Raw genomic sequence first — 26,042 nt, forward strand, 5'->3', positions numbered from 1 at the left:
CTCGCCCTCGTCGACCTCGGGCTGCCCGACGCGGAGGGGCTGGAACTCGTGCGGTTGCTGAGTCGGCGCACCGCGCCGATCCCGGTCATCGTGCTCACGGCGCGCGACGACATCGATGAGAAGGTGCGGGCGCTGCGCGCGGGAGCCGACGACTACATCACCAAGCCGTTCCACATCAGCGAGGTCAACGCCCGCGTCGCGGCGGTGCTGCGCCGAGCCGCCGCCCCCGCGGGCGCCGCAGACCGGGCGACGCTGCGGTGCGCCGATCTCTCCATCGACACCGAGAATGTCACGGTACGGCGCGGCGACGAGCTCATCGCGCTCTCGCCCACGGAGTATCGCCTCCTCGTCTACCTCGCAGAGAACGCCGAACGCGTGCTCTCCAAGAGTCAGATCCTTGATCGCATCTGGCAGTACGACTTCGGCGGCGACACCGGCGTCGTCGAACGCTTCGTGTGGAATCTGCGCCGCAAGCTCGATGACGGGCGGGCGCCCCTCATCCGCACGGTGCGCGGGTTCGGATACCTCCTGAGCGCGAGCTCGCGCGAATGACACGGCGCCCATCGACGCTCGCTCGCTCGCTCGCGGTGCGCGTCGTCGCGATCGCCGGTGCTGTGCTGGTGCTCACCTCCGCGGCGAACGTGCTCCTGCTCGCGCTCGTGCTCGACAGCCGCAGCGACGCCCAACTACGAACGAGCGCCGCGGCGGTCGGCGAACTCACCGACGACTCGCGCGTGGAGGCGATCCGCGTCGCGCGGCTGCGCGCTCTCGCGCCCGCGGGGAGCGTGGTCGTCGCCCTCGGCGGCGACGACGTCGCGGTCGGACTGAGCGCCATCGCGATGTCCGATCGCGACCTCGACCGTGTCGCGCACGTCGGCCAACCGGGAACCGTGACCCGAGTCGAGGCCGGCGGCACCGTCTACAAGGTCACAGCCGTCGACATCCGCCCCCTCGACGTCGTCACCGAGACGGGGGAGCGTCGCGTTCCCGCCGACCGCATCGTGCTCGGGATGGACGTCTCCGACGAAGGCGAGACGGTTGGCGTCATGCTGGGTGTCGCCGTCGGCATCCTCGTGGTCGCGCTCGCCGCGCTCGCCGTCGCTGTGCTCCTCGCCGTGCGCCGCGCAACCCGTCCGCTCAGCCGGATGGCGGGCGCGGCCCGGCGCGCGTCGAGCGGGGGAAGTGACGCCCGGCTCGACATCGAAGGATCGATCGAGACGCGTGATCTCGCGGTCGCCGTGAACGATGCGCTCGACGCCCGGGCACGCCTCGAGGCGCGATTGCGACAGTTCGTCGCCGATGCGTCGCACGAACTGCGCGCACCGATCACCACCATCCAGGGCTGGTCGGAGATCTATCTGCAGGGGGAACACGCCGACGCCGCGGCGGTCGCGACGATGGAGCGCGTCGAGGCCGAAGCGGCCCGGATGCGCGCCCTCGTCGACGAGCTCGCCCTGCTGGCGCGGCTCGACGCCCGCGTCTCCGGGGCGCGCGAGCCCGTGCAGATGGGGGCGCTCGCGACCGCTGTCGTCGAAGACGCCCGGGTCGTCAACCCCGACCGCGACATCACCCTCGACGTCGTCGGCGATCCCGTCGTGCGCGGCGACGAGAGCCAGCTGGTGCGCGTGCTGCGCAACCTCGTCGGCAACGCCGATCAGCACGCCGGGTCCGACGCCGAGATCGTGGTGACCGTCGCCGAGTCGGAGGGACGGGTCGTGCTGACGGTGCGTGACGATGGGCGCGGGATCGCCGCCGACGACCTGCCGCACGTCTTCGAACGGTTCTACGTCGCCGACCGCCGGGTCGGCAGCGGCCTCGGGCTGCCGATCGCCCTCTCGATCGTCGCCAACCACGGCGGAACGGTCACCGTCCACTCCCGCGTCGGGCAGGGCACGGCCGTGCGGGTCGAGTTGCCGCTGGCCTGAGCGGGACGGCCATCGACCGGGAGCTACCGGAAGCGAATCGTCAGGTCGCCGGAAGCACGCCGGAACCGCCGTCGGGTTGGCTCGGACTCGTGCCCCTCACCCGTCGCCGTCTCGGTCTGCTGGTCACCGCGGGCGCGCTCGCCCTCCTGACCGGGGGGATCGTCGTCGCCGAGTTCGCCCTGCGCGCCGGCGCGCAGGAACGGCTCGACGCGGTGACCGCGACGCAGGATCCCGGCGGCGTGCTGAGCGGGGTGAGCATCCGACTCTCTGGGACCCCGGTCCTGTGGCAGCTCGTGACCGGCGGACCGCGCGCCGAGGTGACGATTCCCGACAGCGTGATCGCCGGCCTGCTCGATCACCGCCTCGGCGACGCCGTCGAGGACGTGTGGTTCGAGTCCGGCCTCGTGCTCGCCCTCCTCGACGTACCGCTCGGCGGTGCTCCCACGAGGGTCGAGGTGGGATTCGAGGTCCGCGCGCTCGACGGCGAGCTCGTCGTCAGCCCGGCGCTCGTGCGCGTGGGTGGTCTCCAGCTACCCGGTCCGGCACTCACTCGTCTGACGGGGATCTCCGCCGACGAGGGCATCCCGCTCGGCGCGAACCTCCCCGACGGGCTCGAGATCGTCTCGGCGACCGCCACCGACGACGCGTTGGTCGTCGAACTTCTGCTCACGAAAGGACTCACCCCATGACCCGAATCGTCCGTGCCCTTGCGCGTCTCTCGGCGCGCCGCGCTCCGTGGGTGGTGGCGACGTGGGCGATCATCGCCGGGATTCTCATCGGATGCGGGCTCGCGTTCGGTGGGGAGACCGAGGAGGACTTGACGTTGCCCGGGAGCGACAGCCTCCTCGCGGCCGAGATGCTCGACACGGGGGAGGAGGGGGAATCCTCGAGTCCCGTGCTGCTGGTCGCGCCCGAGAAGATCCCGGCCGAGGACGCGACGGTCGCCGCCGTCGTCACCGCGCTCGAAGACGCCACCGGCGCGACGATCGACGACCCGCTCGCCGAGCCTGCGCGCGCGATCGCGACGGGAGCGCTCTCGGCGGACGGCACGGCCCTCGTGCTGCGTGTGCCGGGTGATCTCGGTGACCTCGACGCGGCGGAGAAGGACGACGTGCGCGCGGCGCTCGACCTCGCGATCGACGCGGGCTGGGACGCCGCGGCCGGGGGGCAGCTCGGTCGCGAACTCGACGGCGGTGGCTCTCGCACGTCGGAGATCATCGGCATCGTCGCGGCGATGATCGTGCTTCTGCTCGCCCTCGGGTCGATCATCGCGATGAGCATCCCCATTGCGACGGGTCTGCTCGCGGTCGGCAGCGGACTCATGATCCTGCACCTCCTCGCGGCCGAGACCTCGGTGCCCGAGATCGCGCTCACGGTCGCGACGATGATCGGGCTCGGGGTCGGCATCGACTATGCGCTCTTCCTGGTGAGCCGGTTCCGAAGCGTGCGGGTGCACGTTCCGGGCACGGTCGACGCGGTCGCCGAGACCGCCGCGACCTCCGGTACCGCCGTGCTCTACGCCGGCGGTACCGTGGCCCTGACGGTGCTCGCGCTCGCTCTCACCGGCGTGGACTTCGTGTCGTGGATCGGCTATGCGACCTCGATCATCGTCGGGCTCGTGGTGCTGATGTCGCTGACGCTCACGCCCGCCCTTCTCGCGCTCTTCGCGCGCCGGCTCGCCCACAAGGCCGGAGCGGAGCCCGATCTCGACCGAGGCTTCTGGGCACGCATCGCCGCCGGCGTCACGCGTCGACCGATCGTCGTGCTCGTCGCATCGCTCACGCTGCTCGGTGCCGTCTCCGCTCCGGCGCTCGCCCTTCAGCTCGGGCAGAGCACCTCGGGGGATCGGCCGCTCGGCACCGAGCAGCGCGACTACTTCGATCTCACCGCGGACGCGTTCGGGCCGGGAGCCAACGGGACGCTCCTCGTCGTCGGCGCGCTCGACCCGGCGGCCGAGAGCCCGGCCGATCCGCGGGTGACCGACCTCGCCGCCATGCTCGGCGACGTCGACGGCGTCGCCGAAGTGAGCGCCCCCGCACTGCTCGATGACGGGGCGACGGTGCGCTTCTCGGTCGAGCCCGCGACCGGACCGAGTGACCCCGAAACGGCGGACCTCGTGCACATGGTGCGCGAGGAACTCTCCGATGGCGACGTCGAAGCGCACGTCGGCGGAGCTGTCGCGACCCGGGTCGACCTCTCCGAACGGATCGAGGAACGCCTGCCCTGGCTCGTCGGGCTCGTCACCCTTGCCGCCGCGATCGTCATCGGGTTCGCCTTCCGGTCGCTTGTGCTGCCGCTCAAGACCGCGATCGCGAATCTGCTGTCGATCGCCGCGGCGCTCGGAGCCGTCGTCTTCGTCTTCCAGGAAGGCAACGGGATCGAACTCTTCGGGCTCGACGGACCCGTGCCGATCGACAGCTACGTGCCGATGATGCTCTTCGCCATCCTCTTCGGGTTGTCGATGGACTACGAGGTGTTCCTTCTCACGGCGGTACGCGACCACTGGCTCGCGACGGGCGATGCCGGAGTCGCGACGCGACGCGGACTCGCCGAGACCGGGCGCATCATCACCTCGGCCGCGATCATCATGGTCGTCGTGTTCCTGAGCTTCGTGGTGACCCCGAACCCGACGGTGAAGCTCTTCGGTTTCGGTCTGGCGTTCGCGATCTTGGTCGATGCAACCGTCATCCGGTGCCTGCTCGTGCCCGCGATCATGCAGCTGCTCGGACGTTGGTCGTGGTGGTGGCCGAGCGGGTCGGGGAGAGCACGCGGGTCGAGGACGCGTCCCGTGTGAGGGGCCGCCCGAGAGGGTCGAGCAGCCGCAGCACAAGGGCGGCGGCTGCGTCAGCGCGAGGCTCCTATCGCGACGAACGCCCTGGCACGTGCTCGACCAGCACATCGAGCGCACTGTCCCAGCCGTCGTAGAAGAAGCCGTCGCCCGGGCGACCGTCGACCCCGTCGAGGCGGAACGTCATGCGCGTGCGGTCGCCGTTCGGCGCCAGGGCGATGGTGACGACGGGGGCCTCGGCGGGGTCGGCATCCGGTTCGCCCCAGGTGAAGGAGAGCCGCTCGAAGGGCTGCACCTCGAGGTAGACGCCGCCGGTGGGGTAGCTCTGGCCGCTCGCGTCGTCGACCATCGTGTAGGCGTAGCGGCCGCCGACGCGGGCGTCGATCGTCACCGACTCGCGCGGGGTGGAGACCCCACGCGGATGCCACCACTGCGCGGCCTCGTCGGGATCGGTCCACGCCGACCAGATCTCTTCGGGGGTGGCGTCGAAGTCGCGCACGAGGGTGAATCCGGGGGTCGCGGTCACTGCTGTTCTCCATTTCGGGCGGCACGTTTCGCGCGCAGGTGCTGGTCGAGGAATCCGAAACGCTCGCTCCACTCGGCGCGCTGCGTCGCGATCCACTGCCCGACTTCGTCGAGACCCGTCTCGCTGACACGCACCTCGCGCCACTGAGCGTTCACGGTGCGCGAGACGAGGCCGGCCTTCTCGAGCACGGAGAGGTGCTGCGAGATCGCCGGACGGCTCACGGGGTAGTGCGCGGCGAGGGCGCCGACCGTGATCGGTTCGTCGCCGAGGCGGGAGAGGATGTCGCGTCGCGTCGGGTCGGCGAGGGCGGCGAAGACGCGGCTGAGGTCGTCGGTCGCGGGCATGTCATCACCTGCTTACGTAAGGAAGTTCTTACACGCTAGGTGGGTGGGGCCGAGATGTCAACGGGCGTGATCGCCGTGCACCGACTGGATCGCGGCCTCGAGCTGGAAGCGGCCGGCGGCATCCCGAACGACGCGGCACGCTTCAGCAGCGCTTCCCCCTCGCGGATCAGGTCGCGCGACCACAGGGTCGGATCCTAGTCGTCGAGCGCGGGCCACGGGTCGCCGACGCGGGCGGGCGCGCGCGACTGCGCGAGGGTCAGCAGCGCCGCGAGTCCCCAGGCCTCCGGCTCGGACTCCAGCAGCGACGCCGTCAGCACCGCCAGCCAGCGCGCCTCGTCGGCGATCGAGAGCCGCACCTCGTCGCCCTGGCTCAGCCAGTCGATCGCGTAGGCGCCGTAGATCGCCTCGAGCACCGACGGCAGTCGCCCGGGCAGGTCGTCCCGCGTCGGAACGACGAATGGGATGCCGGCATCCCGGATGCGGCGCTTCGCCCGCACCAGCCGCTGCGCCATCGCCGCGGATTCCACGTCGAACGCGGGATCGCGTCGGCGTCGGCCACGAGGGCGCCCACGTCGAGGTCGTCGGCGATGTCGCGCCCGTCGGCGAGGGGAGCGGCGGTGCGGTGCGCGGCGGAATCGAACACGTCGCGCAGGCGATTGCGGGCTACGGTCAGCAGCCACCCTTCGGGGTTGTCGGGGATGCCGGACTCCGGCCAGGTGACGAGCGCGCGCTCGAAGGCGTCGGCTCCGCCGGAATCAGCGGCTCGGCGGTAGCGTGACGGCATGATCGTCGCCTACTTCGTCGTCGCGGGCATCCTCGCGTTCCTGTCGCTCGCCACCGGCCTCATGAAGATCGTGCGACCGAAAGAGAAGCTGCTCGCCATGGGGGCGCCGTTCGCCTGGGCGAACGATTTCACCCAGAACCAGATCCGCGGCATCGGGGCGCTGGAGGTGCTCGGTGGGATCGGCGTCATCCTGCCGATGGCGATCGGCGTCGTGCCGGTGCTCGGTCCGATCGCCGCCCTCGGGCTCGCGGTCGTGCAGGCCGGCGCGTTCGTCGTGCACGCGCGGCGCGGCGAGAAGCCGTACCTCAACCTGGTGATCTTCGCGCTCGCCGGCGCGACGGCGGTGCTCGGCTTCTTCGTTCTCGCCGGGGGATAGTCGACCGAATCTGGACGCTCTGCGTTCAACGCAGCGCGAAAGCGTACAGCGCCGCGTAGCGTGAGGTCATGACGATGGCGTCCGTGAAAGTGCTCGACCCCGAAGCCGGTTCCCGATCGGTTGTGGACCGCGCACTGACCATCCTCGGCACCTTCCAGGGCAACCGCTCCCGCCAGGCCCTCTCCGACATCAGTCGCAACTCCGGCCTGCCGATCGCCACCTGCTACCGCATCGTGCAGCGGCTCGTCGAGTGGGGAGCCCTCGAGCGCGACAGCGAGAATCGCTACCGCGTCGGCCTGCGGCTCTGGGAGATCGCCTCGCGCGCCCCGCGCTCCGTCGGACTCCAGCGGCTCGCACGGCCCTACCTGCTCGACCTCTACGAGACCACCGGGTACGCGATCCACCTCGCCATCCGGGAGGGCATCGAGCTGGTGTCGATCGAGCGCTTCCAGAACCCCCGCCGGGTGATGCGCCGCCCCGTCGTCGGCGGGCGCTACCAGATGCACATCACCGCGATCGGGCAGGTGCTGCTCGCGCACGCGCCGCGGCACATCCAGGAGGAGGTGTTCGACGGCGAACTCACCGCGTTCACCCCGAACACCTACACCGACCGCTCGGTGCTCGAGCGGGTCCTCGCCGACGTGCGCCGCACCGGCTACGCGGTGAGCGACCGCCAGGTCGACCTCATCAACACATCGGTCGCCGCGCCGGTGAAAGCCGCCGACGGCTCGGTGATCGCGTCGCTGTCGATCGCCTTCCCGCACGGGGAGGCCGACATCCAGGGCATGACGCACCTCGTGCGGCTCACCGCGACCTCGGTGTCGCGCGCCCTCACCGCCGCCGGCTACGGCGACTCGATCTCCTAAGCGAAGGCTTCGGGCAGGCGGGGCGTGTAGGGCGCCTCGAGTCGGGCGACCTCATCGGATGTCAGCTGCAGGTCCAGCGCCGCCAGTGCGTCGGCGAGGTGGCCGGGCTTCGTCGCTCCGATGATCGGGGCAGACACCGCGGGCTTGGCGAACTGCCAGGCGAGCGCCACCTGCGACCGCGTGGCGCCGCGCTCCGCCGCGATCGCGCCGACGGCGTCGAAGATCCGGCGGTCGGCATCCTCGGCCTGCTGGTAGAGCTTCTGGCCGACGGCATCCAGCTCGTAGCGTTCGGTCTGCACCCCGTACTCCCGGGCGAGGCGGCCGCGGGCGAGCGGGCTCCAGGTGAGCACGCCGACGCCGGAGTCGAGGCAGAACGGATGCATCTCCCGCTCCTCCTCGCGCATGATCAGGCTGTACTGGTCCTGCATCGACACGAACGGCGTCCAGCCGTTGAGCTCGGCCGCGTGCTGCATCGCCGCGAACTGCCAGGCCCACATCGACGAGGCGCCGAGGTAGCGCACCTTGCCGGCGCGCACGACGTCGTGCAGAGCCTCCATCGTCTCCTCGATCGGCGTCTTCTGATCGAACCGGTGGATCTGGTAGAGGTCGACGTAGTCGGTGCCGAGGCGCTTCAGCGACGCGTCGATCTGGGTGAGGATCGCGCCCCGCGAGAGCCCGCGGTCGTTCGGCCCAGGCCCCATCGGCATCGCCAGCTTCGTCGCGATGATCACCTGGTCGCGGGTCGTGAACTCGCGCAGCAGCCTGCCGGTGATCTCCTCGCTCGAGCCGAGGGAGTAGACGTTGGCCGTGTCGAAGGTGGTGATGCCCGCCTCGACCGCTTCGCGGAAGAACGGCCGCGACGCCTCCTCGTTCAGCGACCAGCCGTGGCCGCCGAGGCCGGGTTCGCCGTAGCTCATGCAGCCGAGCACGAGGCGCGAGACGCGGAGGCCGCTGGATCCGAGATTGACGTGCTTCATGTGTTCTCCAGGGTGTGGGTTTCGATACGCGTCCGGCTGCGCCGGGCGCTACTCAACCCGCGGTGGGGTGGTGGCGCGGGCTAACGGGTGAAGGCGGAGAGGCCGGTGATCGCGCGCCCGACGATGAGGGAGTTCATCTCGTGCGTGCCCTCATAGGTGTACACCGCTTCGGCGTCGACGAAGAACCGGGCGACGTCGTGCTGCACGCGGATGCCCTCCGCCCCGGCGATCTCCCGGCCGAGGGCGACGGTCTCGCGCACCCGGTCGGCGGCCCAGGTCTTGGCGAGCGCGGCGACGGTCTCGGTGAGCTCGCCCCGGCGTTTCAGCTCGGTCAGCCGCACGGCGAACGCGAGCGTCGAGGCGGCGTTGCCGAGCATCCGCGTGAGCTTCTCCTGGATGAGCTGGAACCCGGCGATCGGTCGCCCGAACTGCTCGCGGGCGAGGGCGTAGCGCAGCGCCGCCTCGTAGGCGCCGGTCTGCAGGCCGGCGGCGTTCCAGCCGATGACGTACCGCAACTGGGCGAGGATCGCCGAGACGTCGCGGAACGAGTCGATGCGCTGCAGGCGATCGCTCTCGGCCACCCGCACCCCGTCGAGCACGATGTCACCGTTGCGCACCATCCGCAGCGCGATCTTGCCGCGGATGTCGGTGACGGTGACGCCCTCCGCGGTGCGCGGTACGAGGAACACCTTCGCGGCCCCGTCGGCGGCGTCCTTCGCGACGACCGCGAGCACGTCGGAGATCGCGGCGTTGCCGATCCAGCGCTTGTGCCCGGTGATCGTCCAGGTGTCGCCGTCGCGGGTCGCCACGGTCTCCATGCCGCTCGCGACATCGGACCCGTGGCCCGGCTCGGTGAGCGCGAAGCAGCCGGTGAGGTCGAACGCGCGGATGCGGGCATCCAGCCGATCCACCTGTTCGGGTGACCCGCCCTCGCGCACGACGGTGCGGAACATGCCGACCTGCCCGTGGTACAGCGTCGCGAGCGACGCGTCGACGCGCTGGAACTCGAAGTGCTTGAACCCGACGTAGAACGGGTCGGCGTCGTCTTCCAGACTCAAGGCGGCCAGCATCCCGCGCAGGTGCTCGGGGCTCTCGCCCGCCTCCCACCAGTCGGCGAGGTGCGGCCTGGCGTGCTGCTCGAGCAGATCGCGCAGCGACTGCAGCTTCGCGCGGGCGCCGTCGCTCAGCAGCTCGTCGTAGTAGCCGAGCAGGTCGGTCGGCGGGGCGGCGGTCATGTCAGGCGTTCGCTCGCGAGAGCCCGAGCAACCGCACGGCGTTGTCCTTCACGATCGCCTGCACCTTGTCGTCCGCGAATCCGAGTCCGGCGAAATCGGCGAGCCAGCGGTCGGGGGTGAGCGCCGGCAGGTCGGACCCGAACAGCATCTTGTGGTTGAGGTACGACCGGGCGGCGCGCACGAGCGAGTCGGAGAAGTACTTGGCGCTCCAGCCCGAGAGGTCGATCCAGACGTTGCCCTTGTGCGTCGCGATCGACAGCGCCTCCTCCTGCCACGGCACGCTCGGGTGGGCGAGGATCACCGGCAGATCGGGATGTCGCGCCGCGACGTCGTCGAGCAGCATCGGGTTCGACAGCGAGAGCCGGAATCCCCACCCGCCGGGCAGCGACGCCCCGGCCCCGGTCTGCCCGGTGTGCACGAGGATCGGCAGCCCCGCCTCCTCGATCGCCGTGAACAGCGGCGTGTACGCGGGGTCGGAGGGGTCGAACGCCTGCACCGAGGGGTGGAACTTGAAGCCGCGCACCCCGAGGGCGATCTGCCGCTTCGCCTCGTCGACCGCTCGCTCGCCCTGGAGGGGGTCGACGCTGCCGAACGCGATCAGCACGTCGGCGTTGCGGGCCGCGCCCTCGACGATCTCGTCGACGCTGTTCGGCGCGTGGCCGAGGTTGGTGGTCGCGTCGACGGTGAACACCACGGCGCCCATCTGCCGCTCGCGGTAGTAGGCAGCGGTGGCGTCGACATCCCGCGGCTTCTCGGTGCTCGTGAAGTACGTCGCGAGCGCTTCGGTGAGCGCGGGGGGAGAGGCGGTGCGGCCGGTCGAGTCGATCGACACGTGCACGTGCACGTCGATCGCGGTGAGCGAGGACGGGTCGAGCGTCATGACGTCGCGACTCCGAGCTCCGCGAGGGCCTCCTGTTTGACCCGCGCGAGCTCGACCTTGCCGGTCGGGGTGCGCTCGAGGGTCGGTCGCACGATCACGTGCCGGGGCTTCTTGAACCCGGCGAGCCGTTCGGCGACGAACGCCAGCAGCTCGGGCACGTCGATGTTCGCGCCGTCGGCCGGGGCGATCATCGCGCTGACCACCTCGCCGAAGCGCGGATCGGGCAGGCCGAAGACGACGGCGTCGGCCACGGCGGGGTGCGCGAGCAGCACCTCCTCGACCTCGGCGGGGAACACCTTCTCGCCGCCGGTGTTGACGACGGCCGAGAGCCGGCCGAGCAATTCGATCGTGCCGTCACCGTTCGCCCGCGCCCAGTCACCGGGCACGATGTAGCGGTGCTCGCCGATCTCGAGGAACGTCTCGGCGGTCTTCTTCGGGTCGCCGTAATAGCCGCGGGGGAGGATGCCGCGGAACCCGAGGATGCCGAGGGTGCCGGCGGTCGGCTCGAGCTCGCGGTGCTCCTCGTCGAGCAGCACGGCGCCCGGCGTCATCACGAGTCGCGCGGGCAGATCGGCCGCGGAGCGCGTGATGCCGAACGCGAACGGGCCGCCCTCGCTCGCGGCGAGCATGTCGATGATGGTGAGGTCGCCCAGGTCGTGCAGGCGCTTCTTCACCCCGTCGGTGAAGCGCATCCCGGAGCTGTAGATCCAGCGCACGCTCGGCAGGCCGCCGTGGCGTTCCGCGACGTCGGCGAGGGGGAGGGCGAGTGCGTCGCCGGCGACGATGATGCGCGTCGCGCCGTTCTCGACGATCAGCCGGTAGGCGTCCTCGACGTCGACGCTCGGGCTCGGCTGCAGCACGACGGTGCCGCCGACGGCGAGCGTGCCCATCGTCATCGACTGCGCGGTGCCGTGCAGCAGCGGACTCATCGGCAGCGTGACGACGGTCGGGCTCGCCGGATCGATCGCGATCGCGACGGCCGCTTCGAGGGTCTCGGGCGGGTCGATGCCGAGCAGGCCCCAGGTGGACGCTCGGCGCGCGACGAGCAGCGAGTCCATGTCCCAGACGACGGCCTTCGGGGCCCCGGTCGTGCCGCCGGTGTAGAGCCGCAGGTCGGCTCCGGCGGGCGCGGACGGCGGCATCGTGCCGCCCGCGGTGAGGATGTCGGCGTACCGGGTCGCCCCCGCAACCGCCGGGCCACCGTCATCCACGGTGACGAGTTCGAGGTCGAGTCCGTCCGCGGCCTCGGCCGCAGCGGTGCCGAACGTGGTCGGGGCCACGAACACGCGGGAGTCGGAGTCGAGCAGCAGCGCGCGGATCTCCGCCGCCTTGTAGCGGTAGTTGATCGCGACGGGCGCGACGCCGACCGAGAGGCACGCCCAGAAGAAGGCGAGGAACTCGGGCCGGTTGTAGAGCACGGTGGCGGCGGCATCCCCGGGCTTCAGCCCGCGCTCCTCGGTGAGGTGACGGGCGAGCGCCCCGGCTTCGGCGGCCAGCTGCCCCCAGCTGATCGTCGCGCCGCCCGACACGACGGCCGGGCGGTCGGGCACGGCGTGCGCGATGCCTTGCCAGAGGTCGGAGTAATGAACGCGGTCCATCACCCCTCCCGCCGGCTCGGCGGACCCGAGGGCTGCGCCTGCGCCGCGAACGTCGCCCGCCAGGCGGCGTCGATGCCCGCGGCATCCCACCCGCCGTCGGCGTAGGCGGTCTCGATGACCGCGGGGTGCGAGTAGAGGGTCAGCCGGTCGCCGCCGATGCCGATCGCCTGGCCGGTGACCTCCTGCGAGGCGGGCGAGGCGAGCCAGACGACGAGCGGGGCGACGTCTTCGGGACTGCCGAGCCCCTTGTCGTGCCGCAGCTCGGTCGGGATCGGCTCCCCGGCGAGGAAGCGCTCGTACGCCTCCGCATAGGCGGGGATCGTCGCGGTCATCGGCGACAGGGCGATCGGGATGACGGCGTTCGCGGTGATGCCGTCGCGGGCGAGTTCGAGCGACCAGGTGCGGGCCATGGCGACGAGACCGGCCTTCACGGCGGCGTAGTTGGTCTGGCCGAAGTTGCCGAACTGGCCGGCGGGGGAGCCGATGACGATGATGCGCCCGCCTCGGGTGTCTCCGGCAGAGGCCTGCTCCTTCATCTGGATCGCGGCCGCGCGGCCGGTCGTGAACGTGCCGCGCAGGTGGGTCGAGACGACCAGGTCGAAGTCGTCGTCGGACATCTTCCAGAGCACCCGGTCGCGCAGCACCCCGGCGTTCGCGACGAGGACGTCGAGCCGCCCGAACGCCGCGACGGCGTCGGCGACGAGCTTCTCGGCGGTGTCGGCCGGACCGACCGCGCCGACCGAGGCGATCGCCTGCCCGCCCGCACCGGTGATCTCGGTGACGACCTCGGCGGCCGCGTCGGCATCCACGTCGTTGACGACGACCGAGGCCCCCGCGGCGGCGAGGGCGATCGCGTAGGCGCGGCCGAGGCTGCGCCCGGCGCCGGTGACGATCGCGACGCGTCCCGCCAGATCCACGGCGGTCAGATCGACGGCGTTCAGATCGGCGCTCACTTGTAGTGCCTCAGGACGAGCTCGGCGACGACCGCGGGCTTCGCGGAGCCCTCCACCTCGAAGACGAGGGCGAGGGTCACCTGCCAGCCGCCGGCGATCTCCTCGACCTGCGCGACCGTGCCGCGCACGCGGATCTGCGCCCCCGACGGCACCGGGCTCGGGAAGCGGATCTTGTTGAAGCCGTAGACGATCCCCGTCGAGGTTCCCGACACCCGGTAGATCTCGCGCAGGTGCGGCACGACCATGCTGAGGGTGAGCATCCCGTGGGCGATGCGTCCGCCGAACGGCGACCGGGCCGCGGCCTCCGCGTCGACGTGGATCGGGTTGTCGTCACCGGAGAGCCGGGCGTACAGGTCGATGTCGTCCTGCGGGATCGCCCGCCAGGTCGAGGGCCCGAACTCGGTGCCGGTGAGCCCGCCGACCTCGTCGATCGTGACGTGGGCCGTGGGTGCTGTCTCAGTCATGTGTGCTTCCTCTATCGGGCGACGGTGCCTCTCCGGCGTGCCCTGTGCATCCTGCCGGGTCTCAGGCCCCCTGCGACGGAAGCTTTTCGGAGAGTGAAACCGGGCCCGGAGCGCTCCGCGACCGCGTGTGATCGTCATTCTCGAGCAATCGACGAGGAGTTCAGAACATGACGGTGACCGACCAGACCGCGGCCGTGACCACGGCGCCCGAGATCGACTCGGAGCAGCTGCGCGCGGTGCTCGAGTACTACTTCGACCAGGACTGGACCGACGGCCTTCCCGTCATGCCGGTCACCGAGTCGTCGCTCGCCGCGTTCCTCGCGAGCACCGACCGCGACCCGGAGGAGATCCTCTTCACGATCGGGCACCTCAACCGCTCGCTCTCGGTGCGCAGCGCGGCGATCAACGCGGCGCTCGCCGGGTGCAAGCCGGAGTACTTCCCCGTCGTGCTCGCCGCCTGGGAGGCGATCGCGAAGGAGCCGCACCCGGCGCGCGGCATCTGGCAGTCGACCACCGGCACCGCGCCGTTCCTCCTCGTCAACGGGCCCGTCCGCACCGAGCTCGAGATCAACAGCGCCGGCAACATCTTCGGCTCCGGGTTCCGCGCGAACGCCACGATCGGCCGTGCGATCCGCCTCGGCTGCATCAACGTCTTCGGCCTGCACCCGCACAAGCTCGACCAGGCCACGCAGGGCAACCCGTCGAAGTACACCGCGGTCATCGGCGAGAACGAGGAGCAGAGCCCGTGGCCGTCGTTCGCGGTCGAGCACGGCTACGCCGAAGGCGACAGCGTCGCGACGATGTTCGTCATCCGCTCGGTCGTGCACATCGAGGCCCGGCACACGATGGTGCCCGAGCAGCTCGCCCTCGACTTCGTGAACACGATCACCCGCAGCGGCGCCCTCATCCACGAGTACACCTCCACCCTGCTCGTGCTCGTGCCGGAGCACGCCGAGTTGTTCGCGAACGCCGGCTGGAGCAAGGACGACCTGCGCACCTTCATCTTCGACAACGCGACCCGGCCCCGCGCCGAGCTCGCCGCCGTCGGCAAGGACGCGCTGTCGAACCGTACGCGCTGGCGCCTCCCGTCGGACCACCCCGACTCGACGCCCGACACGGCGAGCACGACCGACGAGCCCGACACGGTGCGGCTGCTCAGCCACCCGTCGTCGGTGCAGATCGTCGTCGCCGGCGCCGACAACGCGGGCGTCTCCGCGGTCGTCGAGATCTTCACGCTCAACCCGCCGCGCGAGATCCCGTTCTCGTCGAGTCGCATCGGGTAGCGCGCGATGACCATGCTCCTCACCGACGACGAGCGCCGCATGCGCGACGGTGAGGAGGGCGCTGCCGTCGCCGCCGCGATGGATCTGCTGATCCGCTACGGCGACGCGCTCGGCGCCGAGCGGCTCGTCGACACGCGCAACGTCGCCGGCACGATGACGCAGCCGTCGCCGGCGAAGGCGCAACTCGTGCGCGAGGGCGGCTGGGCGAAGGCCTACGCCGTCATCAACCTCGACTCCGACGAAGACCTCGACATCCCGCGGATGAAGGTACCGACCTGCCAGTTGCAGCACGGCTTCAGCGACGACGCCGACGGGCTGACGGGCTACTCGACGCAGTCGATCGAATTGCAGGGCGACGCGGAGTCGTACTTCTCCGACCGCGGCGTCAACATCCTGGCGACCTGCACCCCGTACCAGGTCGGCAACCTCCCGGTGCGCGGCGAGCACGTCGCCTGGATGGAGTCCTCGGCCGTCGTCTACGCCAACTCCGTGCTCGGCGCCCGCACCAACTGCGAGGGCGGAGCGTCTACCGGGGCGGCGGGGCTCACCGGCAAGATCCCCTACTGGGGCCTCCACGACCCGGCCAACCGGTTCGCGACGCACGTCGTGCGCGCCGACGTGCGGGTCGACTCCTTCCAGGACTGGGGGATGTTCGGCTACTTCGTCGGCGAGCAGGTGCTGGAGGCACGGCCCGCGGTGATCGGCGACCTCGGGCTGCCCGATCTCACCGACCTCAAGCACTTCGGCGCGGCCACGGCGACCTCCGGCGGCGTCGAGCTCTACCACGTGCCCGGTCTCACCCCCGAGGCGCCGACACTCGAGGCCGCGTTCGATGGGGGGCCGATCCCCGAGGCGATCGTCTACGGCGAGGCCGAGCGGCGCTGGGTGTACGAGACGCTCAACGCGCAGGGCGAGAGCACCGATGTCGACTTCATCCTGCTCGGCTGCCCGCACGCCTCGCTCGACCAGCTCGCGCAGATCGCCTACCGGCTCGAAGGCCGGCGCCTGCACGACAGCGTGCAGCTCTGGGTGATGACGCCGCGCGCACTCGCGACGATGGCCGCGCGCAACGGCTACACCCGCACGATCATGCGGGCCGGCGGCCACGTGCTCACCGACTCGTGTCCGGCCATGTCGCGCGCCGCGCCGCCCGACACGAAGGTGTTCGCGACCGACTCCGCGAAGCAGGCGCACTACCTCCCGGCGATCCTCGGCATCGAAGCCTGGTTCGGCACCCTCGACGAATGCCTGGATGCCGCGGTCACCGGACGCTGGACCGGCGGCCTCGCATGAGCGACCCGATCGTGATGACCGAGGGGCTGGTGAGCAAGCCCGTCGTGATGCAGGGCCGGGGGATCGTACCCGGCATCGTCGAGGCCGAGGCGCTCGTCACCCGTGACCCGATCTCCGGCTTCGGCGGGATCGACGTCGCGACCGGCACGATCATCGAGCCGCGCCACGAACTCTTCGGCGTGTGCTTCACCGGCAAAGTGCTAGTCTTCCCGGGGGCGAAGGGGTCGTCGGGGTGGTCGGGGTTCTTCCAGAGCACGCGGCTGATGGGCACGGCCCCCGCCGCGATGGTGTTCGACGTCGTCACGACGAAGGCGGTGCTCGGCGCGATCGTGACGCGCGTGCCGACGGTCGTCGAGGCGTCCCCGCCGCCGCTCGGGGCCATCCGCACGGGCGATCGGGTGCGCGTCGACGGCGACAGCGGGGTGATCACGGTGCTCGAACGGGCCTCCGCGGGACGTCACGGCCCCGGTGCTTTCATCCAGTAAAAAGCTTCGTATACCTCTCGGGATAGTCTCGACAGACTCAGCGGAGCCGTTCGCAAAGTCGCGGGCGGGCCAATCCGACACAGGAGTCGAAATGATCACAGCAGTGCATGGCACCAGGTCTCCCGCGCGGCGATTCCGGATCGCGGCCACCGCTCTCGTCGGCGCAGTCGCGCTCGCGATCGCCGGCTGCTCCGGCACCCCGACCACCGATCCGGAAGGCGAGGCCCCGGCCGAGCTGACCGACATCGTGGTCGTCTCGTTCCTCCCGCTGCAGTCCTTCACCTTCACCCCCGAGATGTACGCGTACTCGTCGGGCATCTTCGAGGAGCACGGTCTCGACGTGCAGCTGCAGCCGGTGCAGGGCACCGCCGCCGCCATCCAGACCCTCCTCGGCGGCGCGACCCCGATCACCCGCGTCAGCACCGTCGACGTCATGCCCGGCATGGAGTCGGGCCAGCCGATCGTCGCGATCGGCACGCAGGCCTACCGCTCGAACCTCCGGATCATCTCGACCGAAGGCAACGCCATCGAGAGCGCCGAGGACATGGAAGGCAAGACGATCGGCATGGGCTCGGTCGGCGGAACGAGCGAGAAGATGCTCAACTTCGCCCTCGACGCCGCCGGCGTGCCGCGCGACTCGGTGACCCGTCAGGCGGTGCCGGTGACGGCGGCCACCTACGAACTGGTGAAGCAGGGTCAGCTCGACGGCTACATCGTGAGCCTCGACACCTCGATCGGCATCGTCAATCAGAACGACGACGCCGTCTCGAGTCCCGCCGGTCTCGTCGACGCCCCCGAGCGTCAGGTCTGGATCACGACGCAGTCGAACCTCGAGAACGAGGAGCGGGTCGACCAGATCGAGCGCTTCCTCGCCGCCATCAAGGAGGCCACGCAGGAGATCATCGACGACTCCGCGAACGACTTCGCGAACGTGCTCGCCACGCTCCGCGACAGCGGCGACTGGGAGTTCGCGGCGCTCGAAGATGACGCGATCGCCATCGAAGCCCTGACGACGTACACGACCGAGACGTGGATCGACTCGACCGGTGCCGTCGGCCTGCTCGAGAACGACGACGAGTACTGGACGACCATCTACGACTCCTACGTCGACGGCGGTCTGCTCAAGGGCGGCGGCGACCCGTCGGCCTGGATCACGAGCGACCTGCTTCCCGCCGACTGAGTCGGTTCCCTTCAGGTGGTGGCTCCGCGCGACCCGCGGGGCCACCACCATCCCCTTGAAACGACAGATCGCAACGAGAGAGGCGACGATGCCCCCCACCACGAGCACCGCGACCCCCGAAGCCCCCACGGCCATTCCGCGGCTGAAGATCCAGGGCGTGGGACGTGACTTCGTCACCCGCTCCGGCGTGACCCACGCGGTGTCCGGGGTCGACCTCAGCATCGAGCGCGGTGAGTTCATCGCTCTGATCGGCCGCTCCGGCTGCGGCAAGACGACCCTCCTGCGGATGATCGGCGGCCTGCTGTCGCCGACCGCCGGCACGATCGAGGTCGATGGCAACAACCTCTGGCGCGGCACCCACGTCGACGAGTCGGCGATCACCAAGCTCGGCTTCGTCTTCCAGGAGAGCAACCTGTTCCCCTGGCTCTCCGTGCTCGACAACATCGCCCTGCCGCTGAAGCTGCGGGGGGCCTCCAAGGCCGACCGTCGCGCCCGGGCCTCCGAGCTCGCGGCGCTCGTCGGTCTGACCGGTTTCGAGAAGTCCTACCCGCGCGAACTCTCCGGAGGGATGCGCCAGCGCGCCGCGATCGCCCGGGCGCTCTCGACCGAACCCGAGCTGCTGCTCATGGACGAGCCGTTCGGCGCGCTCGACGCCCTCACCCGCGAGCGGATGAACCTCGAACTGCAGCGCATCGTGCTCGAGACGAAGTCGACGGTCGTCTTCGTCACCCACGACATCCCCGAGGCGGTGTTCCTCGCCGACCGGGTCGTGCACATGACCCCCCGCCCCGGGCGCGTACGCCAGATCCTGCCCGTCACCTCGCCGAAGCCGCGTGAGGTCGACATCACCACCACCCCCGAGTTCAACGAGATCGTGCGGAAGCTCCGCCACGACATCGACGAGGAGAACTGATGAACCGCCAGAAGGTCATGCGCATCCTGCCCTGGGTCGTGACGCCGGCGCTCGTCGTCGCGATCGTCGTGGTGTGGCACCTCGTCGTCACGATCGGGAAGGTGAACCCGTTCCTGTTCCCGCCGCCGGGCGAGGTCGGCTCGAAGTTCCTCGGCCTGTTCTCGAGCGACTCGATCTGGGGCCACACGGCGACGACGCTGTCGGAGATCCTCATCGGCTTCGCGATCGCCGTCGTCACCGGCGTCTTCGTCGGGGTGCTGCTCGGCAAGCTGCCGTGGCTCGAGGCGAGCGTGCGACCGCTCATCGTCATCACCCAGGTCGCGCCGAAGGTCGCCTTCATCCCGCTCTTCGTCATCTGGTTCGGCTTCGGCATCACGTCGAAGATCTGGCTCTCGGCGCTGCTCGCGTTCTTCCCGATCATGCTCAACATGCTGCTCGGCGTGCGCTCGGTCGAGCAGGGGCATCGCGAGGTCATGTCGAGCCTGAACGCGTCGCGCGGGCAGACCCTGCTCCAGCTCGAGATGCGCAGCGTGCAGCCGTACCTGTTCGCCGGCATGGAGGTCGGCATCGTGCTGGCCACCACCGGCGCGATCGTCGGCGAGTACATCTCCGGCAGCCAGGGCCTCGGCTTCCTCGTCGTCTCCTCGATGAACCAATTGGATGCGGCGCTCACCTTCGCGCTCATCCTCTGGCTCTCGCTCATGGGGCTCGTGCTCTACCTGATCGTGAACGAGTTGAAGCGGTTCTTCATCCCGTGGCACGAGTCGGTCTACGGGCTGCGGAACACGACGGCCTGATCCGAGTCGATCCCTAGGATGATCGCGTGAACGCGCGGGATCGCATCCAGAGCCTCGAACGCGGGGTCGAGGTGCTGCGCGCGTTCACCGGCCGCGACACCTCGCTCAGCGTCGCCGAGATCGCCGGCCGGGTCGACCTCGCGCGGCCGGTGGTGCGCCGGATCCTGCTCACCTACGAGCACCTCGGCTACGCCGAAGCCACCAACGGGCTGTGGAACCTCACCCCGCGCGTGCTCGAGATCGGGGCCGGGTACTTCGCGCGCTCGTCGCTGCCGGAGATCTCCTACGCCTACATGTCGGAGGTCGTCGAACGCACCGGGGTGACCTGCAGTGTCGGCGTGCTCGACGGGCTCGACGTCATCCACGTCGCCCGGGTCGAAGACCACCGGCCGCTGCCCGACTCGGTGCGCATCGGCAACCGCCTGCCGGCGCACGCGACCGCCGTCGGCAAGGTGCTGCTGTCGGCCCTGCCGGTCGACGAGCTGACCGCGCGGCTGACGGCCGGTCCGCTCGACGCCCAGACGCCGCAGACGCTCACCGCGGTCGCGCCTCTGCTCGAGCGGATCGCCGTCGTGCGTGCCCGCCACTGGGACGTCTCGATCGAGGAGCTGCACCCCGGTCAGGTCGCCGCCGCGGTGCCGATCTTCGCCGACGGGCGCGTCGTCGGCGGTCTCGCGGGCTCGTCGTCGACGGTGCGCGAGAACGAGGCGTCGCTGACCGACCTCGTCGTGCCCCTGTTGCGGGCCGCCGCCGCCAAGATCGGCAGCGCCTACCGCAACGCCAACCCCCAATTGTTCAGGACCTAGGGACCCTCGCGGGTTGAGTGCCCGCGCTCCGCGCGGGTGTATCGAAACCGCATCAGCGTGAGCCGCGGGTTGAGGAGCGCCCGGCGCAGCCGGACGCGTATCGAAACCGCATCAGCATGAGCCGCGGGTTGAGTAGCGCCCGGCGCAGCCGGACGCGTATCGAAACCCACTGTGGATGATCGCGGGGCCGCGTACGGATCAGTCGCCACACTCGACGCATGCCCGCGTGCGACATCCTCCGTTGTGCCGATGAGTCGTTCTACGTCGGGAGTACGCGCGATCTGGTCACACGGCTGGAACAGCACGTGTCCGGCATGGGGTCGGCGTACACCGCGAAACGACTGCCGGTGGAGCTCGTCTGGTCCGCTGAGTTCGATCGGATCGACGACGCCTACTTCATGGAGAAGCGCATCCAAGGGTGGTCACGGCGGAAGAGGGAGCCCTCATCCGCGGAGATTTCGACGCGCTGCCGGATCTCAGTCGCAAACGTCGGCCGCGCGGTCGGCTGTCTCTCTGATCGACGGGGGTTTCGATACGCGTCCGGCTGCGCCGGGCGCTACTCAACCCGCGGCTCACGCTGATGCGGTTTCGATACGCGTCCGGCTGCGCCGGGCGCTACTCAACCCGCGGCTCACGCTGGTGCGGTTTCGATACACCGGGCTGCGCCGGGCGCTACTCAACCCGCGGCTCACGCTGGTGCGGTTTCGATACACCGGGCTGCGCCCGGCACTCAACCCGCGGGGGCGGGTGCCAGGATGCCCTCGGGGAGGCGGGTGCCGAGATAGGCGCCGGCGGACTCGAGGCGCCGCTGCAGCTCCGGGATGTCGACATCCGCGGCTTTCACCGACGCCGAGAGCGCGAGGTCCGCCGCCGTGCCGGCCGCCTGACCCATCACGAAGCACGGACCGGTGACGCGACCCGAGGACTGCCCGCCCTGCGTCATCGAGGCGCACCGCCCGGCGACGAGGAGGTTCTCGACGACGCCGGGCACCAGCATCCGGTAGGGCAGCTGGTTGTAGCCGCGCGAGTCGACCGGCGCGAAGCGGAACTCGACGTCGCCGACGACATGCGCCTCGACCGGCCAGCCGTTGACGCCGATCGTGTCGTCGAAGTCGCGGCACTCGAGCACGTCGTCCTCGGTGAGCTGGTAGGCGCCGACGATGCGGCGGGTCTCGCGGATGCCGATCGAGGGGGCGATGTCGACGACGTAGGAGTCCTGGAAGCCGGGGGTGACCTGCTTGATGAACGCGAAGGTGTCCTTCACCTGCTGCCGGCCCTGCAGTTCGCCGCGGGTGAGCTGCCGCACGTCGGTGCCGTCGACGGCCGAGCCGTCCTCGTTGGAGAGCTGGGTGAGGTTGCTGCGCCACTCCAGCGGGTTGCGCTGCGGGCGCACGATCGGCTTCTTGCGCGGGAAGTGGTGGGTGCCGGCCGCTTCGGCCTCCTCCATCAGACGGCGTACGGTCTTCCACGCGGCGCCGGCTTCCTCCGGGTGCACCCCGTTGATGCGGAACATCAGCGACGGGTACATGAGGTGCTCGCTGCGCTCGAACGGCGCGCCCGACCAGGCGGCGACGTCGCCATCGCCCGAGCCGTCGATGAAGAACCGTCCGCGGATCGCCCCGCGCCCCGACTTGGACTCGACGACGACCGCGTGGATCGTCGACTCCGACGCCATCGACACCGCGACGACGGAGGCGTGGAACAGCAGTTCGGCACCGCCCGCGACGACGAGTTCGTCGGCGGCGATCTTCAGCGCCGAGATGTCGTAGGAGAGGGCCTGGATGCGGTCGTCGACCGAGAGGTGCACGTCGTTGAGGCCGTCCATGACCCGCATCCGGTCGAGCAGCTCGTCGGCGTAGCCGTGCACGGACTGGAAGTCGGTGCCGTAGGCGCGGGCGTGCATGCCGCAGAAGGTGGCGAGTCCTCCCATCGTGCCGGCGCCGCCGAGGAATCCGTACTTCTCGATGAGCAGCGTCGAGCGTCCGGCGCGCGAGGCTGCGGTCGCCGCCATGAGTCCCGCCGGTCCACCGCCGACGATGACGACCTCGTACTCGCCGATCACCGGGATGTCGCGGGCGGGCTCGTGGATGGTGGTCGCGGTGGTCATGCGGATTCCTTCAGGGTGTCGGACGCAGAGGCGGGCGCGCACGGTCGCGCGCAGAGGACGGCGCCGCAGGACAGCGGCTGCACGAGGGCTTCGTACTGGTCGAGGTAGCCGCCGCCGGTGTCGCGGTCGGCCGGTGGTTCGTAGTCGGGGCGCGCGGCGAGCTCCGCGGGGTCGACGTGGAGGTCGACGGTGCCTCTCGCGATGTCGATCTCGATCACGTCGTCGTCGCGCACGCGGCCGAGCGGGGCTCCGGGGGCCGCGGCTTCGGGCGAGACCTCGCCGACGGTGAAGCCCTGGTTGACGAGCCCGCTGAACTGCCCGTCGGTGACGAGGGCGACCTTGTCGGCGAGCCCGCGGGCGTGCAGCGCGAACACGAACGCCGAGGTGAGCCCGAGGCCCGGGGCGCCGGTGACGCCGATGCCGCGGATGATGGCGACGTCGCCCTCGCGCAGGCGTCCGCTCGAGATGCCGGCGATCGCCTCCTCGCGGGTGCCGAAGATGCGGGCGGGGCCGGTGAACGTGTACGGGCCGGGGTCGGGCACCGGCCGCTTCGCGACGGCGCCACCCGGGGCGAGCGTGCCCTTGAGCACGCTGATCGCCGGGTCGGTGCCGAACGGGTCGGCGATGCCGCGGATGATGTCGCCGTCGCCGGGCTTCGCGGCGTCCGCGTTCTCGGCGACCGCGGTGCCGGCGACGGTCAGCTCGTCGCCGTCGAGGAGGGGGAGCAGTTCGCGGAGGATCGTCGCGCCGCCGCCGGCATCCTCGAACTCCTCGGTGATGCGGGGGCCGTTCGGCCGCACCGAGCAGAGCAGGGGGGTCTCGCGACCGAGCGTGCGGAACAGCTCCCAGACGTCGATGTCGAGCCCGGCTTCGATCGCGATCGCCTGGAGGTGCTTGATGGTGTTCATCGAGCCGCCGATCGCGAGCATCGCGCGCACGCCGTTGCGCACGGCACCCTCGGTGAGGATCTGCCGCGGCCGGATGTCGCGCTCGATCAGGTCGGCGAGGGCCACTGCGGCGGCGTGGACATCCGCCCACATCTTGTCGCTCAGGGCCCGCACCGGGGCCGACCCGGGCATCGCGAGGCCGACGGCTTCGGCGAGGATGTGCATCGAGTTGGCAGTCGCGAGTCCCGCGCAGACGCCGGGGCCGAGGATCGCATCCTCGGCGAGCAGCTCGAGCTCGGTCGTCGACTCGCCCGTCACCGCGGCCTTCGAGGCGCGCAGGAAGATCTCCTCGATGTCGGCCTCACGGCCCTCGGCGAGCCCCGAGTGCTGGTACCCGCACGGGATGACGATCGTCGGGATGTTCAGCCGGCCTGCGGCCATGAGGTGCGCCGGCGTCGTCTTGTCGCACGACGACAGGCAGATCATCGCGTCGAGTTTCGCGCCCTCCACCGCCGCCTCGATGTCGTCGACGATGAGGTCGCGGCTGGGCAGGATGTAGCGGCCGGCCCGCCCGGCGCTCGTGACGAAGTCCGACGGGGCCGTCGTGCGGATCTCGAACGGCAGCAGCCCGACGGCGCGCAGCTCGTCCTTCAGCACCGCCGCGATCTCGTCGAGGTGCGAGTAGCAGGCCGCCAGCTCCGAGGAGGTGTTCACGATCGCGACCTTGGGCCAGGTCCACTGCTCCTTCGGGATGCCGAGGGCCGTGTAGTGGGCCCGTCGCGCGATCGAGAGGGCCGAGGTCGGCGGCAGGTTGCTGCGCAGATCGGGCATGCGGGGTCTCTCCTCGTCGAGCGGGTCCGTCCCTCAGTGTGGAGGTCGCGCGCGACGCGGAGCAGGCAGCTTTTCGCCTACCGAAAACCCCGGTGCGGCGGGGTCTCGCGGCGGGGCATCGTGGGGCCATGACCAACCTCGAAGCGCTGCTCGATCCCACCGGGGTCACCGCGGGCGAGAACGACGGCACCTTGTCGCCGCGCCCGGTGACGCTCAAGGGCCTCACCGTCGGCCTGCTCGACAACACCAAGCCCAACTCGACCCTGCTGCTCGACGAGATCGCCGCCGACCTGCGTCGCGACTACGGGATCGGCGAGGTCAAGCACTACGTCAAGGACTACTTCGGCACCCCGATCAAGGACGAGCTGTTCCAGCAGATCGTCTCCGAGGTCGACATCGTCATCACCGCGGTCGGCGACTGCGGGTCGTGCAGCGCCGCGACCGTGGCCGACGGCATCCTCTTCGAACGCGCCGGCATCCCCGCCGTCAGCATCACCTCGGACTCGTTCGCGATGTCCGGTCAGGCGATGGCCGACGTGCAGGGGTTCCCCGGCTTCCAGTTCGTGATGGTCGAGCATCCGGTCGCGAGTCTCGACGTCGAGCACATCCGCGGGCGCGCCGACCAGGCGGTGCCCGAGGCGCTGCGCATCCTCGGCGTCACCGAGGTCGCGTAATGAGCGGCGACGCGACGACGAGCGTCGACGACGCCCTCGCCTCGTTCCGCGAGATGATGGCGACCGACGGCTACCTGCTCACCTGGGCCCCGGTCGACGCAGGTGACAAGGTCGTCGTGAAGATCGCCGCGACCGAGGGCGCCTGCGAGGACTGCCTCGTGCCGCTGCCGATCATGACCAACATCATGGCGAAGGCGCTCGGCCCGACCGAGTACGAGCTCGACCACGTCGAGCTGCCGCCCGGCGCGACCCACTGACTCCCCGCCCGGCCGGACGCGTGGTGGTGACCGGCCGGGTGTGCGGGCGTGCCCGCCTAGATCGTACGGGGCGCCGCCGCGAGGTTCGCGGCGAGTTCGTCGCGGGTCTGCCGGATGCCGTAGGCGGGCCGGTCGCGCTCGACGCGCCACGACTCGGCCAGGGGTCCGATGTTCACGGTGTCGAAGCCGAGCTCGTCGTACAGGGCGGTCACGAACGCGGCGGCGTCGGGGAAGTCGCTCGCGGTCGCCAGCGCCCGGCGGCCCGGCGTGCCGGCGGGAGTTCCGGCCGTCGGGATGTCGGCGGCGAGGATGTGGTTGAACGCCTTCGCGACCTTCGAGCCGGGCAGGTGGGCCTGCAGCAGCCCCGAGGTCGTCGCCTCGCCGCGATCCAGCTCCGGGATGCGCCCGTCGCGTTCGAAGTAGTAGTTGTCGGCGTCGAGCACGATCTTCCCCGCGAGGGGCGCGACCGGCACCTCCCGGTAGGCGCGCAGCGGCACGGCGACGAGCACGACCTCCCCGGCATCCGCGGCCTCCTCCGGCGTCGCGGCCCGCGCCGCCGGGCCGCGTTCGGCGACCAGGGCGGCGAGCGTCTCGGGCCCGCGGGAATTCGCGATCACGACGTCGTGGCCGTGCGCGATGACCGCCCTCGCGACGTTGCTGCCGATGTGTCCCGCGCCGATGATTCCGAAAGTGGTCATGCTCCCATGCAACGTCCAGCCCCGGCATCCATTCCTGGATAGCCTGATCTCGATGTCCACCTCCGCCGCGCTGTCAGTCCGCGCCCACGCAGCTCTGCTGCTGGTCGCGAGTGCG

General features: G+C 70.6%; 28 protein-coding genes. 16 read left to right on the forward strand and 12 right to left on the reverse strand.

Going from position 1 to position 26,042, the window contains the following annotated elements:
• The 4 genes from ACILQS_RS07570 to ACILQS_RS07585 all read left to right on the forward strand — a co-directional run.
• The coding region (locus ACILQS_RS07570; protein ID WP_395639510.1) for a response regulator transcription factor at positions 1–552 on the forward strand (552 nt) is incomplete at its 5' end.
• Entirely contained in the window at positions 549–1,925 is a 1,377-nt protein-coding gene (locus tag ACILQS_RS07575) for a sensor histidine kinase (protein ID WP_395639511.1), read from the forward strand. The genes ACILQS_RS07570 and ACILQS_RS07575, both read left to right, overlap by 4 nt.
• An 89-nt stretch (positions 1,926–2,014) precedes the next feature.
• Complete coding sequence (locus tag ACILQS_RS07580; RefSeq protein ID WP_395639512.1) at positions 2,015–2,614, forward strand: hypothetical protein; 600 nt, start codon at positions 2,015–2,017, stop codon at positions 2,612–2,614.
• Positions 2,611–4,719, forward strand: a complete 2,109-nt coding sequence (locus tag ACILQS_RS07585; RefSeq protein WP_395639513.1) for an MMPL family transporter — start codon at positions 2,611–2,613, stop codon at positions 4,717–4,719. Before ACILQS_RS07580 ends, ACILQS_RS07585 begins: the two co-directional genes overlap by 4 nt.
• A gap of 64 nt (positions 4,720–4,783) precedes the next feature.
• Here the strand turns inward: ACILQS_RS07585 and ACILQS_RS07590 are convergent, their stop codons facing one another.
• The 3 genes from ACILQS_RS07590 to ACILQS_RS07600 all read right to left on the reverse strand — a co-directional run bounded on the left by ACILQS_RS07590 (position 4,784) and on the right by ACILQS_RS07600 (position 6,095).
• Complete coding sequence (locus ACILQS_RS07590) at positions 4,784–5,239, reverse strand: SRPBCC domain-containing protein (protein WP_395639514.1); 456 nt, start codon at positions 5,237–5,239, stop codon at positions 4,784–4,786.
• On the reverse strand, positions 5,236–5,583 hold the full coding sequence (locus ACILQS_RS07595) for an ArsR/SmtB family transcription factor (RefSeq protein ID WP_395639515.1): 348 nt from the start codon (positions 5,581–5,583) through the stop codon (positions 5,236–5,238). The genes ACILQS_RS07590 and ACILQS_RS07595 overlap by 4 nt, the downstream gene beginning before the upstream one ends.
• A gap of 194 nt (positions 5,584–5,777) precedes the next feature.
• A complete protein-coding gene (locus ACILQS_RS07600; protein ID WP_395639516.1) occupies positions 5,778–6,095 on the reverse strand; it encodes a DUF6596 domain-containing protein in 318 nt (105 codons plus the stop codon).
• A gap of 270 nt (positions 6,096–6,365) precedes the next feature.
• Here ACILQS_RS07600 and ACILQS_RS07605 point away from each other — a divergent pair, with 270 nt between their 5' ends.
• Positions 6,366–6,743: a DoxX family protein gene (locus ACILQS_RS07605; RefSeq protein ID WP_395639517.1), complete on the forward strand. Its 378-nt coding sequence runs from the start codon at positions 6,366–6,368 to the stop codon at positions 6,741–6,743.
• A gap of 68 nt (positions 6,744–6,811) precedes the next feature.
• Positions 6,812–7,609, forward strand: coding sequence for an IclR family transcriptional regulator (locus tag ACILQS_RS07610; protein WP_395639518.1), 798 nt, complete (start codon positions 6,812–6,814; stop codon positions 7,607–7,609).
• Here ACILQS_RS07610 and ACILQS_RS07615 read toward each other — a convergent pair.
• From ACILQS_RS07615 to ACILQS_RS07640, 6 genes are all read right to left on the reverse strand, one after another.
• Positions 7,606–8,586, reverse strand: coding sequence for an aldo/keto reductase (locus ACILQS_RS07615; RefSeq protein ID WP_395639519.1), 981 nt, complete (start codon positions 8,584–8,586; stop codon positions 7,606–7,608). The two genes, ACILQS_RS07610 and ACILQS_RS07615, sit on opposite strands and share 4 nt — an antisense overlap.
• Positions 8,587–8,666: 80 nt before the next feature.
• Positions 8,667–9,821 (reverse strand): acyl-CoA dehydrogenase family protein, encoded by a 1,155-nt coding sequence (locus ACILQS_RS07620; RefSeq protein ID WP_395639520.1) that lies wholly within the window; start codon positions 9,819–9,821, stop codon positions 8,667–8,669.
• A 1-nt stretch (position 9,822) separates the two neighbouring features.
• Entirely contained in the window at positions 9,823–10,701 is an 879-nt protein-coding gene (locus ACILQS_RS07625; protein WP_395639521.1) for an amidohydrolase family protein, read from the reverse strand.
• On the reverse strand, positions 10,698–12,299 hold the full coding sequence (locus ACILQS_RS07630; RefSeq protein WP_395639522.1) for an AMP-binding protein: 1,602 nt from the start codon (positions 12,297–12,299) through the stop codon (positions 10,698–10,700). Before ACILQS_RS07630 ends, ACILQS_RS07625 begins: the two co-directional genes overlap by 4 nt.
• Complete coding sequence (locus ACILQS_RS07635; RefSeq protein WP_395639537.1) at positions 12,299–13,216, reverse strand: SDR family NAD(P)-dependent oxidoreductase; 918 nt, start codon at positions 13,214–13,216, stop codon at positions 12,299–12,301. Before ACILQS_RS07635 ends, ACILQS_RS07630 begins: the two co-directional genes overlap by 1 nt.
• Before the next feature lie 32 nt (positions 13,217–13,248).
• A complete protein-coding gene (locus tag ACILQS_RS07640) occupies positions 13,249–13,716 on the reverse strand; it encodes a MaoC family dehydratase (RefSeq protein ID WP_395639523.1) in 468 nt (155 codons plus the stop codon).
• Positions 13,717–13,883: 167 nt separating this feature from the next.
• On the opposite strand from ACILQS_RS07640, the gene ACILQS_RS07645 reads away from it, so the two are divergent.
• From ACILQS_RS07645 to ACILQS_RS07680, 8 genes are all read left to right on the forward strand, one after another.
• A complete protein-coding gene (locus ACILQS_RS07645) occupies positions 13,884–14,999 on the forward strand; it encodes a hypothetical protein (RefSeq protein ID WP_395639524.1) in 1,116 nt (371 codons plus the stop codon).
• Positions 15,000–15,005: 6 nt separating this feature from the next.
• Positions 15,006–16,292: an aconitase X gene (locus ACILQS_RS07650; RefSeq protein WP_395639525.1), complete on the forward strand. Its 1,287-nt coding sequence runs from the start codon at positions 15,006–15,008 to the stop codon at positions 16,290–16,292.
• Positions 16,289–16,777, forward strand: coding sequence for an aconitase X swivel domain-containing protein (locus ACILQS_RS07655; protein WP_395639526.1), 489 nt, complete (start codon positions 16,289–16,291; stop codon positions 16,775–16,777). Before ACILQS_RS07650 ends, ACILQS_RS07655 begins: the two co-directional genes overlap by 4 nt.
• A gap of 91 nt (positions 16,778–16,868) precedes the next feature.
• Complete coding sequence (locus tag ACILQS_RS07660; RefSeq protein WP_395639527.1) at positions 16,869–17,957, forward strand: ABC transporter substrate-binding protein; 1,089 nt, start codon at positions 16,869–16,871, stop codon at positions 17,955–17,957.
• An 88-nt stretch (positions 17,958–18,045) separates the two neighbouring features.
• A complete protein-coding gene (locus ACILQS_RS07665; RefSeq protein ID WP_395639528.1) occupies positions 18,046–18,870 on the forward strand; it encodes an ABC transporter ATP-binding protein in 825 nt (274 codons plus the stop codon).
• A complete protein-coding gene (locus ACILQS_RS07670) occupies positions 18,870–19,667 on the forward strand; it encodes an ABC transporter permease (RefSeq protein WP_395639529.1) in 798 nt (265 codons plus the stop codon). The genes ACILQS_RS07665 and ACILQS_RS07670 overlap by 1 nt, the downstream gene beginning before the upstream one ends.
• Before the next feature lie 26 nt (positions 19,668–19,693).
• Positions 19,694–20,473 (forward strand): IclR family transcriptional regulator C-terminal domain-containing protein, encoded by a 780-nt coding sequence (locus ACILQS_RS07675; protein WP_395639530.1) that lies wholly within the window; start codon positions 19,694–19,696, stop codon positions 20,471–20,473.
• Between the two features lie 218 nt (positions 20,474–20,691).
• Positions 20,692–21,054 (forward strand): GIY-YIG nuclease family protein, encoded by a 363-nt coding sequence (locus ACILQS_RS07680; protein ID WP_395639531.1) that lies wholly within the window; start codon positions 20,692–20,694, stop codon positions 21,052–21,054.
• A gap of 149 nt (positions 21,055–21,203) precedes the next feature.
• Here ACILQS_RS07680 and ACILQS_RS07685 read toward each other — a convergent pair whose 3' ends face one another.
• Positions 21,204–22,580: an FAD-dependent oxidoreductase gene (locus ACILQS_RS07685; protein WP_395639532.1), complete on the reverse strand. Its 1,377-nt coding sequence runs from the start codon at positions 22,578–22,580 to the stop codon at positions 21,204–21,206.
• Positions 22,577–24,298, reverse strand: coding sequence for a dihydroxy-acid dehydratase (locus ACILQS_RS07690; RefSeq protein WP_395639533.1), 1,722 nt, complete (start codon positions 24,296–24,298; stop codon positions 22,577–22,579). The genes ACILQS_RS07685 and ACILQS_RS07690 overlap by 4 nt, the downstream gene beginning before the upstream one ends.
• A 128-nt stretch (positions 24,299–24,426) precedes the next feature.
• Between ACILQS_RS07690 and ACILQS_RS07695 the strand changes: the two genes are divergently transcribed.
• The gene (locus ACILQS_RS07695; RefSeq protein WP_395639534.1) at positions 24,427–24,972 is read left to right on the forward strand and encodes a UGSC family (seleno)protein; all 546 of its coding nucleotides are present in this window, start codon (positions 24,427–24,429) and stop codon (positions 24,970–24,972) included.
• Positions 24,972–25,229, forward strand: a complete 258-nt coding sequence (locus ACILQS_RS07700) for a hypothetical protein (protein ID WP_395639535.1) — start codon at positions 24,972–24,974, stop codon at positions 25,227–25,229. Before ACILQS_RS07695 ends, ACILQS_RS07700 begins: the two co-directional genes overlap by 1 nt.
• Positions 25,230–25,285: 56 nt before the next feature.
• On the opposite strand, the gene ACILQS_RS07705 is transcribed toward ACILQS_RS07700, so the two are convergent.
• The gene (locus ACILQS_RS07705) at positions 25,286–25,927 is read right to left on the reverse strand and encodes an NADPH-dependent F420 reductase (RefSeq protein ID WP_395639536.1); all 642 of its coding nucleotides are present in this window, start codon (positions 25,925–25,927) and stop codon (positions 25,286–25,288) included.
• Positions 25,928–26,042 lie beyond the last annotated feature (115 nt).

The organism is Pseudolysinimonas sp. (genome assembly GCF_044239695.1).
GTDB lineage: Bacteria > Actinomycetota > Actinomycetes > Actinomycetales > Microbacteriaceae > Pseudolysinimonas_A.